Source organism: Paenibacillus sp. Z6-24, from assembly GCF_054161335.1.
Genome location: NZ_CP096398.1, coordinates 901,797 through 915,478 on the forward strand (window position 1 = coordinate 901,797; position 13,682 = coordinate 915,478).

At 49.6% G+C, this 13,682-nt stretch carries 14 protein-coding genes; 9 read left to right on the forward strand and 5 right to left on the reverse strand.

Annotated elements, in window-relative coordinates; genetic code table 11:
* Positions 1-114: 114 nt before the first annotated feature.
* The 7 genes from M1D61_RS03975 (at position 115) to cyoD (ending at position 6,457) form a co-directional block, all read left to right on the forward strand.
* Positions 115-1,458 carry a GH1 family beta-glucosidase gene (locus tag M1D61_RS03975; RefSeq protein WP_458121259.1) on the forward strand — a complete coding sequence of 448 codons (1,344 nt, stop codon included), beginning with the start codon at positions 115-117 and terminating at the stop codon, positions 1,456-1,458.
* Positions 1,459-1,501: 43 nt separating this feature from the next.
* Positions 1,502-1,699 carry a hypothetical protein gene (locus M1D61_RS03980; RefSeq protein WP_458121260.1) on the forward strand — a complete coding sequence of 66 codons (198 nt, stop codon included), beginning with the start codon at positions 1,502-1,504 and terminating at the stop codon, positions 1,697-1,699.
* Between the two features lie 150 nt (positions 1,700-1,849).
* Positions 1,850-2,134 (forward strand): hypothetical protein, encoded by a 285-nt coding sequence (locus tag M1D61_RS03985; protein WP_458121261.1) that lies wholly within the window; start codon positions 1,850-1,852, stop codon positions 2,132-2,134.
* Between the two features lie 266 nt (positions 2,135-2,400).
* On the forward strand, positions 2,401-3,435 hold the full coding sequence (gene qoxA, locus M1D61_RS03990) for a cytochrome aa3 quinol oxidase subunit II (RefSeq protein WP_458121262.1): 1,035 nt from the start codon (positions 2,401-2,403) through the stop codon (positions 3,433-3,435).
* A 91-nt stretch (positions 3,436-3,526) separates the two neighbouring features.
* Positions 3,527-5,503: a cbb3-type cytochrome c oxidase subunit I gene (locus tag M1D61_RS03995; RefSeq protein ID WP_458121263.1), complete on the forward strand. Its 1,977-nt coding sequence runs from the start codon at positions 3,527-3,529 to the stop codon at positions 5,501-5,503.
* Positions 5,503-6,114 (forward strand): cytochrome o ubiquinol oxidase subunit III, encoded by a 612-nt coding sequence (cyoC, locus tag M1D61_RS04000; protein ID WP_046216133.1) that lies wholly within the window; start codon positions 5,503-5,505, stop codon positions 6,112-6,114. Before M1D61_RS03995 ends, cyoC begins: the two co-directional genes overlap by 1 nt.
* Before the next feature lies 1 nt (position 6,115).
* Positions 6,116-6,457: a cytochrome o ubiquinol oxidase subunit IV gene (gene cyoD / locus M1D61_RS04005; protein WP_046216132.1), complete on the forward strand. Its 342-nt coding sequence runs from the start codon at positions 6,116-6,118 to the stop codon at positions 6,455-6,457.
* Between the two features lie 134 nt (positions 6,458-6,591).
* Here the strand turns inward: cyoD and galU are convergent, their stop codons facing one another.
* The 5 genes from galU to M1D61_RS04030 all read right to left on the reverse strand — a co-directional run bounded on the left by galU (position 6,592) and on the right by M1D61_RS04030 (position 11,616).
* Positions 6,592-7,497, reverse strand: a complete 906-nt coding sequence (galU, locus tag M1D61_RS04010) for a UTP--glucose-1-phosphate uridylyltransferase GalU (RefSeq protein WP_458121264.1) — start codon at positions 7,495-7,497, stop codon at positions 6,592-6,594.
* 102 nt (positions 7,498-7,599) lie between these two features.
* Entirely contained in the window at positions 7,600-7,977 is a 378-nt protein-coding gene (locus M1D61_RS04015) for a GtrA family protein (RefSeq protein WP_458121265.1), read from the reverse strand.
* Positions 7,964-8,959, reverse strand: coding sequence for a glycosyltransferase family 2 protein (locus M1D61_RS04020; RefSeq protein ID WP_458121266.1), 996 nt, complete (start codon positions 8,957-8,959; stop codon positions 7,964-7,966). Before M1D61_RS04020 ends, M1D61_RS04015 begins: the two co-directional genes overlap by 14 nt.
* A gap of 369 nt (positions 8,960-9,328) precedes the next feature.
* Complete coding sequence (locus M1D61_RS04025) at positions 9,329-10,942, reverse strand: sensor histidine kinase (protein WP_458121267.1); 1,614 nt, start codon at positions 10,940-10,942, stop codon at positions 9,329-9,331.
* Complete coding sequence (locus M1D61_RS04030) at positions 10,939-11,616, reverse strand: response regulator transcription factor (RefSeq protein ID WP_458121268.1); 678 nt, start codon at positions 11,614-11,616, stop codon at positions 10,939-10,941. Before M1D61_RS04030 ends, M1D61_RS04025 begins: the two co-directional genes overlap by 4 nt.
* Positions 11,617-11,947: 331 nt before the next feature.
* Here M1D61_RS04030 and kduI point away from each other — a divergent pair, with 331 nt between their 5' ends.
* Positions 11,948-12,778 (forward strand): 5-dehydro-4-deoxy-D-glucuronate isomerase, encoded by an 831-nt coding sequence (kduI, locus tag M1D61_RS04035; protein ID WP_200897763.1) that lies wholly within the window; start codon positions 11,948-11,950, stop codon positions 12,776-12,778.
* A gap of 133 nt (positions 12,779-12,911) precedes the next feature.
* A complete protein-coding gene (locus M1D61_RS04040; RefSeq protein ID WP_458121269.1) occupies positions 12,912-13,679 on the forward strand; it encodes a DeoR/GlpR family DNA-binding transcription regulator in 768 nt (255 codons plus the stop codon).
* Positions 13,680-13,682: the final 3 nt, after the last annotated feature.

The window sequence follows — 13,682 nt, forward strand, 5'->3', positions numbered from 1 at the left end:
CTCACCGCTAAACTATAATGTAAACGCATACGAATGGATCGATCCCGGCCGTATGAACGCCGGATACACAAATGAAGCCTTTTCAACCAACCACTATACAGGAGGCAACCAATCATGACCATTTTCCAATTTCCCAAAGACTTTATGTGGGGTACCGCTACAGCCGCTTACCAGATCGAGGGCGCTTATCAGGAAGGCGGACGCGGTCTGTCGATCTGGGATACGTTTGCCCATACACCGGGCAAAGTATTTGATGGACATAACGGCAATATTGCCTGTGACAGCTATCATCGCTATGAAGAAGATATCCTGCTGATGAAAGAGCTGGGTATCCAGACATACCGCTTCTCGGTAGCCTGGTCACGGATCATTCCAGATGGAGACGGTGAGATCAATCAGGAAGGCATTGATTTTTATCACCGGTTTGTCGATTGTCTGCTGGATGCGGGCATTGAGCCATTCTGTACGCTGTACCACTGGGATCTTCCGCAGGCACTGCAGGATGTGGGCGGCTGGGAAAATCGGCGTACAATCGATGCTTTTGTCAAATATGCCGAAGTCATGTTCCGCGAATTTTCCGGTAAAATTAAGTTCTGGCTCACTTTCAATGAACCGTGGTGCATTGCATTCCTGTCCAACCTGGAGGGCAAGCATGCACCGGGCAACCAGGATCTGCAGATTGCCCTAAATGTGGGTCACCATCTGCTGGTCGCACACGGTCACTCGGTCAAAATGTTCCGTGATATGCAGCTGGAAGGCCAGATTGGTATTGCACCGAACGTTGCCTGGGCGGTTCCGTACAGCAAAAGCCCCGAAGACCGCGCGGCCTGCAACCGAAATATTGAAGTGTATGCAGACTGGTTCCTCGATCCGATCTACAAAGGCAGCTACCCGGACTCCCTGTATGAGTGGTTCCTGCAGGCAGGCGCCAAGCCGCCGATACAGGACGGAGACATGGAGATCATTGCCCAGCCGATCGATCTGCTTGGCATTAACTACTATCATCCTTCGGTAAATCGCTATCATCCGGAAGCGGGTTATTTGCAGAGTGAAGAGGTGGATATGGGACTGTTCAAGACCGATATCGGCTGGCCGATCGATGCGACAGGTCTGTATGATGTACTGCATTATTTGCAAAAGTACGGCAATGTCGATATCTACATTACCGAAAATGGCGCCTGTGTCAACGACGGTCCGGTAGACGGGGCAGTCAATGATACGCTGCGCGTCCAGTATTTGCAGCAGCATATCGCCCAGGTGCACCGGATAATCAATGATGGCATTGCGCTCAAAGGCTATATGGCCTGGTCACTCATGGATAACTTTGAGTGGGCAGAAGGCTACCGGATGCGCTTCGGACTGATCCATGTCGATTTCCGCACCCTGGAGCGCACGCCCAAAGAAAGCTACTATTGGTACCAGAATGTCGTCCGCAACAACTGGATGGAGACGCGCTGATCGTATCCATACCATTTAGATTTTTTAATAGAAGTTATTCATTATGGAGACAATTCATTTTGTCCCGTATAAAAGCCAGCGTTCTGCTGATCGGGCCATCTGCTCGGTTCTGGAACGCTGGCTTTTCCTTTTGGTTGCAAAGGCGGTGGCCATCCCAGTAAGCATGAGAGTCATTTGCGCCGGATTGGCTGACCATCTGTACCTCTGCCGTAATAACTCCCTGATGCGGCTGGATTATTAATTATTTTAAAGGAAAAGAAGCCGAAGCGAATCAAACCCATGCTTTTGTGGTAATAAGCTCTATATCATGCTAACGTCACCCGAACGATACCATCAATAATTCAACCGGTAGACGAATCAGAATCACAATCATGAAAGGGGAGTGGAACATATGGCTACCAAGACCAAAGGGCATTCCAATTCGCCCCGTAATCATTCACCAAGACATAATACTTACGCGATGAGCAGAGCACTGACAATCGTATCATGGGTGATTTGCGCAGTAGGTGTCTTCCTGATTATTTTCAATCTCCAACCGTTCAATGACAACAATATGGGATTGATGGGCGGAATCGGCTGTCTCGTGGCAGCAACTTTTATTTACTTCATTGGTAAATCCTTCGGCTCCATGCAGGCACGCAGCGATGAAGGCAAAGAAGGAATCAAGGAAGATTAACGGTGCGGCTTACAATTAAATAGTGGCTCCTTTGAGAATTTGTTCTTGAAGGGGCTTTTTTACGGAGTAAAAATATGTTAATCTTTAAATAATGTGAAAACATTCACTTCCGTTTGCTAATAAATTGACAGATTTGTTAACAAGCTAAAAAAAACCGAAATTTACACCTTCTATGGATACGCAAAAAGCACACTTAGTGTTAACATAGAAATGTGTGGTTTCAATATTATGAACGTCATAAGCGTTATGTGAGAAAGGGGATCAAGATGAGCAAAAAACCAGGTTCGCGCCTTATGAAATGGGTTGTTCTGATTGTGACCGTTCTGTCACTGGCCCTGACGGTTTGGGCGTTGTTTGCCGGTACAGGCAACTATTTCGTTCTTAACCCGAAAGGACCTATTGCAGAAGGACAGCGGGACTTAATCGTCATTTCTACGATTCTGACGGCAATCGTTATCGTGCCGACGACAATAATTGCTTTTATTATTGTATGGAGGTATCGTGACAAGCCAGGCAGAAAGGCCAAGTACGATCCGGATTTCAGCCACAACAATTTGCTTGAAACCATCTGGTGGGGCATTCCGATCGTCGTTATCTTTATTCTGGCTGTCGTAACGGTTCGTTACACGTATGCTCTGGAGCCTTCCGTGGCACTTAAGTCCGAGAAGGAACCAGTTACGATCCAGGTCGTTTCTCTGGATTGGAAATGGGTGTTCTTTAACCCGGAAGAAAATATTGCCACTGTAAACTCCGTGACAATTCCGGAAGACACACCTATTCGTTTTGAACTGACGTCCGACGCGCCGATGAACTCCTTCTGGGTACCGCAGCTGGCCGGCCAGATTTACACGATGTCCGGTATGGCGATGACCCTGTACATGCAGGCCGATCATCCGGGAACCTATTTCGGTTCAGGAGCGAACTTTAGCGGTGAGCACTTTGCCGATATGAGATTTGATGTGAACGCTGTGTCCGATGCGGATTATCGTGCATGGGTGGACAAAATCAAATCGGAATCCAAACCAATGACGATGGAAACTTACCAGTCACTGGCTATTCCAGGAACAGCGGACAAGCAGTCATTCTCCTCTTTCCCGGACAATTTGTTCCAACAACTCGTAACCAAATATCTGCCTGGCGGTCTGGCTGACAACAGCAACCGCGCGACTCACACGACTCCTCAGACGGAAATCAATGAGAAGGAAAGTGAACAGGGTCAAAGCGATATGGGTACGGATACCAAATCCAACAATGAGCATGACGGACTGGGTACAGACACTCAGGAAGGCTCAAGCAACTAGGTTCGATCAGGTTCCGCTGCTGATATGCTGTTGATTGTGAAGCAGTGTACCGGTAAGCGGAACGCATAAAGACAGTGAAAGGAGCTCCCCGATGCTCGAGAATATTAAACAGTTTGCATCAGAATTTTTTGTCACCGGTGACCCGCTGATTTACGGTGCAGACGTATCCATCGCATTGGTGACGATTGCGATCGTTGCGGGACTAACCTATTTCAAGAAATGGAAATGGTTATGGCGTAACTGGTTGACAACCGTCGATCATAAAAAAATCGGTATCATGTACATCCTCGCTGCGATCATCATGATGTTCCGCGGCGGTGTGGATGCTCTCATGATGCGGACACAGCTGGCTATTCCGAATTTTGAATTTTTGCATCCCGAACATTATAACCAGGTATTTACTACGCACGGCGTAGTTATGATCCTCTTTATGGCAATGCCATTTATGTTCGGTTTGTTTAACGTCGTTGTACCTCTTCAGATTGGTGCGCGCGACGTCGCATTCCCATTCCTGAACTCACTCAGCTTCTGGCTGTTCTTCCTGGGTGCGATGCTGTTTAACCTGTCGTTCGTAATCGGTGGTTCACCGGATGCGGGCTGGCTGAGTTATCCGCCGCTCTCGGAACTTCAATTTAATCCAGGGCCTGGACAGAACTTCTATATCTGGGGTATTCAGATCTCCGGTATCGGTTCCCTGGCAACAGGTATCAACTTCCTGGTAACGATCATCAAAATGCGTGCACCAGGCATGACAATGATGAAAATGCCGATGTTCACATGGTCGGTATTTGCAACTTGTGTAATCATTATTTTTGCATTCCCAATTTTGACTGTTACACTGGCATTGCTGTTCCTTGACCGCTTTGGAGGAGGACACTTCTTCACGCTCGATGGCGGCGGTAACCCGATGATGTATATCAACTTGATCTGGATGTGGGGTCACCCTGAGGTATACATTGTTATTTTGCCGGCGTTCGGTATTTTCTCCGAGATCGTCAGCGTATTCTCCCGTAAAAAACTGTTCGGTTACACATCCATGGTCTTCGCCATGATGATCATCGCCTTCGTATCCTTCTTCACCTGGGCTCACCATTTCTTCACAATGGGTTCCGGTGCAGACGTCAACGCATTCTTTGCGATTTCGACGATGCTGATTGCGATTCCGACAGGGGTTAAAATCTTTAACTGGCTGTTTACGATGTATCGTGGTCGAATTCGCTTCGATCTGCCGATGCTGTGGACGGTTGCCTTTATCCCGGCCTTTATCGTCGGTGGTATGACAGGGGTTCTGCTGGCCGTTGCGCCTGCTGACTTCCAGTATCACAACAGTTACTTCCTGATTGCCCACTTCCACCAGGTTCTGATCGGTGGTGTCGTGTTTGGTTACTTCGCCGGTATGTACTACTGGTGGCCAAAAATGTTCGGCTTCAAGCTGAACGAGACATTGGGCAGATGGTCCTTCTGGTTCTGGAACATCGGTTTCTACGTATGTTTCATGCCGCAATATCTGCTTGGTCTGATGGGTATGACTCGTCGTGTAAGTACGTTCGACTGGGATACCGGCTGGGGACCGCTTAACGTGGTATCCACTGTTGGTGCATACCTGATGGGTATTGCATTTATCTTCCAGGCGATCCAGATTGCTTACAGCTTCAAGTATCGCGAGAAAGATACAACAGGCGATATCTGGGATGCTCATACGCTGGAATGGACGATTCCATCCCCGGCACCAGAGTACAACTTTGCAATTACACCGGTTGTGGACAGCAGAGATCCACTCTGGGTTGAAAAGCAGCGTCGTGCTGCCGGCAAGCTTCCTAAGAAAGATGCGAAGCCGAAATACGAACCAATTCACATGCCTAGTAATTCGGGTATACCGATTGTATTTTCTACGTTCTTCTTCATTGCTGGTTTTGGATTCACCTTCCATTGGGTATGGATGGCCGTTCTCGGCCTTGCAGGCGTACTAGCATGTATGGTTGTACGTTCCATGAATGACGATGAAGGATTCTATATCCCTGCTGAAGAAGTAGAAAAGACTGAGGCTTCATTAAGGGGGACACTTTAATGGCACAAGCCGTATCACAGAATGATCATGGTCATCACGACCATGGTCACCATGATCCGCAGGAGCTGAAAATGCTCGGATTCTGGATCTTTCTGATCACGGACGTTGTTTTGTTCGGTACGCTGTTTGCTACGTATGTGGTACTTCACAACAACACAGCAGGTGGCCCGAGCGCACATGAAGTTTTTGAAATGCCTGGTGTTATAGCAGAGACCTTTATCCTGTTAACATCCAGTTTCACAAGTGGTCTGGCTGTACTGGCAATGAACAAAGGTAATGTAAAACAGCTGATCGCTTGGCTGATCGTTACTTTCATTCTGGGTGCGGCGTTTATCGGCCTTGAGGTACAAGAGTTTGTACACCTGGTTCATGAAGGATTCAACTTTGGTACTAGCGCATTCTCTACCTCATTCTTTACACTGGTAGGTACGCACGGACTTCACGTTTCGATGGGTCTGGGATGGATGATTCTTTTGATTATCCAACTGTCCCGTCGTGGTATCAATGATGTAACGCGTGGTAAAGTTAATGTTATCAGCTTGTACTGGCACTTTTTGGACGCAGTATGGATCTTCCTGCTGTCGGTCGTTTATCTGATGGGGGTGATGTAAAATGGCGGATCATTCCAACCATGCACACGGACACAACGAAGCGCATGCACATGGCTCCGTAAAATCTTACGTCATCGGTTTCGTCCTATCGATTATCTTGACGATTATTCCACTGGTTGTGGTTCTGAATCATATGCTGTCCGAGATCCCTACGATCCTGGTAATTATGATTACAGCCGTGTTACAGTTTGCAGTTCAGTTGTTCTTCTTCATGCATGTACGCGAACGTCAGGGTAACCAGCCGCGCTGGAACGTAATGGCTCTGATATTCGGTCTGGCAATCGTTCTGGTTGTCGTATCCGGTTCGGTCTGGATCATGGCTTACAACGGTGTAGGTTACTAATCACATCAATCACGTGTAATGTTCATACGAGCAATATGCAGTAATGAACAACGAAAAAGCTCTTCTGCAAGTCGGATTTCCATTTCGAAAGAAACGGGAATCGGATCGATGCAGAAGAGCTTTTTTTATTTATGTTAAAGTTTCGGACTCGTAGAAGTCACCGAATTTACATAGACAGGTTGATATTTATCCTGCAAATAATTCTGTATCTCATCGCGCAGTTCCGGACGGTTTAACGCAAAATCGATGGTTGCTTTGACATAGCCGAGCGGATCGCCAATATCGTAGCGGCTGCCCTGAATCTCCAGCGCAGCCAGGTGCGGCAGTCGGGAGATGGCATCGGTCAACTGGATTTCACCACCTTTGCCCGGCAGGGTGTCTTCGAGAATATCGAAAATCTCCGGCGGCAGTACATAACGGCCGATCACTGCGAGATCCGAAGGTGCATCTTCCACATTCGGCTTTTCCACAATATCACTGACCGGGATGATGGAGTAGGGCGTACTGGAGATGGCGGCAGGAGCGACGATGCCGTATTTATTTGTATGTTCATAAGGAACATGCTGTACGCCGACAATGGCGGTGGAAGGGTACACATTTTGATTAAGCAACTGCTTCAGGCCGGGCTCTTCATGTACGATCAGATCGTCCCCGAGCAGCACGGCAAATGGCTCGTTGCCGACAAACTGACGTGCACAGAGGATCGCGTGACCAAGTCCAAGAGGCTTTTTCTGTCGGATATAGTGAATATCGGCCATTTCGGAAATGCGGTTGACCTGCTCCAGCAGAGCCGTTTTGCCTTTGGAGGCGAGATCAAGCTCCAGTTCAATGGAATGGTCGAAATGATTTTCGATCGAGCGCTTGCCGCGTCCGGTGACGATCAATATGGATTCTATGCCGCTCGCTACGGCTTCTTCGATAATATACTGGATGGCAGGCTTGTCTACGATGGGAAGCATTTCTTTGGGCTGTGCCTTGGTGGCAGGCAGCAGTCGTGTGCCGAGACCGGCTGCCGGGATAATCGCTTTGCGTAATTTCATGATAAATGCCTCCTTGAGGATTGAAATAAATGGAATGAACAGAATGAGCAGGAATGTATAAAAAGGGACAGCGGAGAAGTTCTGTCGCTGTCCACATAATGCTTATCGGAATACCCATAGTTTGCTAAAGCCAAAATTAATAGTCAGACCGAGAAACGTTACTGTGATTTTGGCGATCCAGACCGGAATGGACGCCGAAAGGAGGCTGATTACAATTGTCGTGATCGCGGCAACAATAGCATTGACGAGCAGGAAGCGCAGCAGCTCGCCCATATTCCAGCCTTTACCCCGTTCAAAGGTCCAGCGCCGATTCCAGAAATAGCTGTTGGCTGTTCCTGCAGCATAGCTGATCACCTGTGCAGGAACAACACTAATGAGCGGATGCAGCAGCATGAATACAATAAAATCAATCGCTGTGTTGGAGACGCCTACTGCCGCAAAGCGGACAGCCTGGCTGGCAAACAGTTTAGAAACCAACATAGCGTTGTTCCTGAATCATCTGACGTGGTTCGCTGACAGGATGCTGCTCCTGACTGAAGTTCTTGGTCTCCTGTACCAGATACAGCGGACGCTGCTTGACCTCGTCATAGATCCGGCCGATATATTCGCCCAGAACCCCGAGGATGATCAGCATAATACCGTTCAGGAACAGGATGCAGGCGATCACCGAAGCCCAGCCGGGTGTCGTAGAGAAATGCAGCAGCTTCTGACCGACGACGAACAGCAGGTAAATAAAGCTGAACAGCGAGATTACACTGCCGAGTATACTGGCCAGACGCAGCGGCTTCAGGGAAAAGGCAACAAGTGCATCGGAGGCGAACTTGAGCATCTTTTTGAGCGGATACTTGGTTTCACCGGCAAAGCGCTCTTCGCGTACGTAGGAGATGGAAGTCTGACGGAAGCCTACCCAGCTCACCAGGCCGCGGACGAACCGGTTTGTTTCTTTGAGACTCTTCATCGCTTCGCATACTTTGCGGTCGATCAGGCGGAAGTCACCGGTGTCGAGCGGGATATCGATATCGCTCAACTTGTTGAGTGTCCGGTAAAAGGCGGCAGCCGACCACTTTTTGAACCCGGTCTCGCCTTTACGTTCGGCACGGGTCGCGTAGACGACATCATAGCCTTCCTTCCACTTCTCGATCATCTGCAGGATTAGTTCGGGTGGGTCCTGCAGATCTGCATCAATTACGACAATCGCATCGCCCTGCGCATGATCCATCCCCGCCGTAATCGCAATCTGATGGCCAAAGTTGCGGGAAAAGTCGATCAGCCTGACCGCAGGATCGCTGCTGCACAGCTGGCTGACCATCGAAGAGGTCTGATCCCGGCTTCCATCATTAATAAAAATAAGTTCATAGCTGTCCCGTGTCTGTCTCATCACTTCGGTCAGACGGCGATAGCATTCAAATACGACAGCTTCCTCGTTATACACCGGGACGACAATCGAGTATCGCATATTCATTTCCTCCTTATATACATCACAAGCTGTATTCATCATGGTGATGATCCAATCCCAAACGTCTATTCCGTCAGTCCATCCGTTAATCGTATTAACAGGATGAGCAGCTTATGTAAAAAATATAACAATGCAATATGAACAATAAATGAACGCTGCCTTAAACATCGCTGAGCATTCCGGTAAAGGAACATAAAAAAAGCGGTAATCCCTCTACTGGAAAGGGATTACCGCCCGGAAAATCCGAGATTTCATTCGGGAAAACCGCTTTGGTTCTATTCAAAGTAATCTATTTTCTGCATAGATGATCAGGGATGAGCAGCAATCTTCCGAAGATTTTTAACCACTCTCAGACGCTCTACGTATGCCTATCTATTAAGATATCGAGCCAATCTCTTGGGGTAAATACACTCTCATGATCGTACCCTGATCAGGTGCGCTGTCGACCTCAATGCGGCCGCCGTGCAGACCTACAATTTTCTGGACGATGGACAGTCCGAGTCCATTGCCGCCGGTAGCGGAGTTGCGGGACGTATCCGCCTTGTAGAATCGTTCAAAGATATGCTGACGATGCTCTTCGGTGATCCCGCAGCCGGTATCCTGTACCGATACCCGAATCCACTGTTCATTCTCGGTGAGCGTGATATAAATATTTCCTTTTTCCGGGGTGAACTTAATCGCATTGGACAGCAGATTCATCCACACCTGACTGAGCAGATCCTCATCGCCGGTGAACTGAATTTTTTCCAGATCGGCGGAGAGATCGATGTGTTTGGCGGTCCACATTGGTCCGCAGGAAACGACAGACATCCGGATCTGCTCATCCAGCCGGAAAAGACGTGTATTCAGCTTCACTACATCCAGGGAAGCGAGTTTGAGCAGATTGCTGCTCAGCTTGGACAGCCGTTCGCTCTCCTGCTCGATGATCTGCAGATGCCGGATCTGCTCATCGGTGGCACTGTCGCGCAGCGCACCGGCAAATCCGCGGATCGAGGTGAGAGGCGTCTGAATCTCATGCGATACATTGGAGACAAACTCCTGCCGCATCGCTTCGATCTTGGACAGCTGGGTCGTCATCTGATTGAAATTGGTACCCAGTTCGCCGATCTCATCCCGCCGCTTGAGATTCACGCGTACACTGTAATCTCCCTTGGCGACGAGCCGGGTCGCTTCAGAGAGCTTGTTGATCGGCCGGGCGATCAGTCTGGCAGCGAACAGGAACAGCAGTACACCGGTGACCAGCATGACCGACAGCACGAGGATCATCCAGTTGTTGAACTGGTTTACAAAATGACCGGGAGACGGGCGGACGAAGAGGGCATAGTGCTCGCCGTTTCGCTCGAACGGCACACCTACATAGCGCGGTGTTTTATTTTCCGGCTTGCTGCGACTAAAAAGAGACGTCAAATTCGGTATCCCCGGTGTCTTGTTATCCTGCGAATTGTCCGGGTGATATGTCTGACCATCCAGCACCTGCTGCTGAACCTGTGCAGGAATAACCCACTGACCTGCCGGACCGGTCTTCCGAGCCCTTGCGTGTGCAGAAGGCGTGCTTGACGACGGTGGTGAGTCTGCAGCAGAGGATACGCTGCTGTCCTGCAAGGCGGTAGCAGCGGCTGCTGGCGTATTATCCGCACCGGACGCATCCGTAGATGATATATGACTGCTGTCATCCGCTTCCGAAGAGGAGGAGGACATCCCTGGCGGACCGCCCGGTCCATCGCCGGTCGAGCGGTATTCCGTTCCGTTCTCACCGATGACCACGATCTGCAGCTGACCGCCCTGACTGTCCAGATACTTCTGGATCATCGATTCGGGCAGCGAAGACTGGATATCCGCCATCGCCCGTGCATCCGTCAGAATTCGGTCTTCCACGAAATTCACCTGCTGGCGCTGGAATACCCAGTCCGACAGCAGCAGAGTTACCAGGAAGCTGGCGACGATAACAAGGATAAAGGTGAGTACGAGCTGGCTGTAAATATTTTTCAATCTGTCTTCACCTCGATCCGGTAACCGATCCCCCGAATCGTCTGGATCATAAAGCCGTTCTCTTCGGAGAAACGATCGCGCAGCCGCTTGATATGCACGTCTACTGTCCGCTCATCTCCATCATAGTCATGACCCCAGATCTTCTCGATCAGCTGATCCCGGGTGAAGATCTGTCCGGGGAATCCGGCGAGCGTATAGATCAGATCGAATTCTTTGGCGGGCAGGGACTGTAGAGTTCCGCCCACATCCGCTTCCTTGGTGGACGCATCCAGCCGTACATTGCCGATCGTCAGTGACTCGCCGGCGAAGATACGGTACCGCCGCAGGAGTGCTTTTACCCGCATGACCAGCTCCTCCGGCACGAATGGCTTGGCCAGATAATCATCGGTTCCCAGCCGGAAGCCCTTGATTTTGTCTTCAGCTTCGCCTTTGGCGGTAACGAGCAGGATCGGCACATCGCCATAATAGCGGCGAATGTCCATGCACAGCTCCCAGCCATCCATATGCGGCATCATGACATCGAGGATAATCAGATCCCATTTGCCATCACTCAGCATATCAAAAGCTTCCCGGCCATCCCGGGCGCGGTGCACGCTATATCCCTCACGGGTCAAATACATATGGATCAATTCCAGTATGGATGCATCATCATCAGCAATCAGAATACGTACCATCGTTAACGCTCCTTTGATGTGTAATGAGTTTTTCTATATTAACACTACAATTTTGGTCCAAAGTAACTCTTGGTTCCGGATAATAGGTTTCTATGGATGTATCGGTTTTGTGCATATTTTTATCAATCGTACCACAGGAATATGTAGGATATATGAACAACCCGCTGGAATAAAAAAGAAATAAAATGAACAAGCCTCTTCACAAAATGAACAATATGAACTAAAATGAACTTATATAAACATGAACCAATCATTAATCACCCATAAAAAGTCGTCGAACAATTCATTTTGCCCTTAATACCCACTATATTAAACCGAGAGGATGATTCACATGGAAAACCGTTACGTCTCCCACCCGAATGATGTCAAAACGTTTGATACTGCACGTCTGCGCGAGGAGTTTTTGATTGAGAGCCTATTTGCACCAGATCAACTTGTAACCGTTTACAGCCATGTAGACCGTTATATTGTCGGTTCAGCGGTTCCGGCTTCCAAAGAGATCAAGCTGGAAGTCAATCTCAAGGATATCGGTACCGACTTTTTCCTGGAACGCCGTGAGATCGGCATTATCAATATCGGTGCTCCCGGCACGGTAACTGCCGATGGGGAAAAGTATGAACTGGGCGCATTTGAATGTCTGTATGTATCGCTTGGAACGAAGGAAGTCAGCTTCGCGGGCAGCGGAAGCGAACCGGCCAAATTTTACTTTGTCTCCACACCGGCGCACAAAGCCTATCCGACGACCAAAGCAACGAAAGAAGACGCTACACCCAGCCATCTCGGCGATATCAAGACGTCGAATGAACGTACCATCTATAAATATATCCATCAGGGCGGTATTCAGAGCTGTCAGCTGGTAATGGGCATTACCGAACTGGAACCGGGCAATATGTGGAACACCATGCCTTCGCATACCCATAACCGTCGCTCGGAAGTGTATCTGTACTTTAACCTGCCGGAAGATGCGGTTGTATTCCACTTTATGGGTGAGCCGCAGGAGACCAAGCATCTGGTCGTGCGTGACGGTCAGGTAGCCATTTCCCCGAGCTGGTCGATCCACAGTGGTGTGGGTACGAGCAATTATACGTTCTGCTGGGCGATGGCCGGTGAGAACCAGACGTTCGATGATATGGACGCAGTAGCCATGAAAGATTTAAAATAAGCCCAAAACCATTCCAGTGCACATGAATGAACATGCCGTATCCGTTGTGCATTCTGCCCTCAGGCTCGACTCATGAGCGAGAAGGGCAGGAGCAGCGACGATACGGTTCAGACTGGAAGGGACGGGGGTTAGGATGAGCGCACTCAAGCGGCATGAACGCATTATGGAAATACTGATCGCCAGCCAGGAGATTACGGTCGGCGAACTTAGCGATACATTGAATGTAACCGGCAAGACGATCCGCGAGGATCTCGCCAAGCTGGAAGAAATGGGCCTGCTGGTCCGGGTGCATGGAGGCGCCGTACTGGCTCAGAACGATCAGTACGGTATTCTGTCCGGCCAGGGAATTAACACCAAGCATATGCCGGAAAAGGCCGAGATCGCCGAGCGGGCGCTGCATTATATTCAGCCCAATGACATTATCGCGCTGGATGGCGGAAGCACCACACTGGAGATTGCCCGCCGCCTGCCGGCGATGCCGCTGACGGTGGTGACCAATGATCTATTTATCCTCAGCGAACTGGCCAAGCGGGAGCAGATCCGGCTGGTCGTTCCAGGCGGGGAGCGCAACCGCAATATGCTGGTCAGCAGCCAGGCGATTGAATATGTGCGTGGACTGAATATTCACAAGGCGTTTGTCTCGTCTACAGCCTTGCATCCGGAGTTCGGATTGTCCATTTATACCGGCGATCTGGTTCCTTTCAAAAAAGCGCTTGTGGAGACGGCACAGCATGTCTACGGCGTGATCGATCATCAGAAATTCGGGCAGTTTGCCCTCTGGACGTTTGCAGGCTGTCATGAACTCGACAGCATTATTACGGACAGCGGACTGTCGGCGGAGCAGGCAGAGCAGTTCCGTCAGGCCGGCATCCCGCTGGATCAGGGAGATTCAGCGTCCTGATCG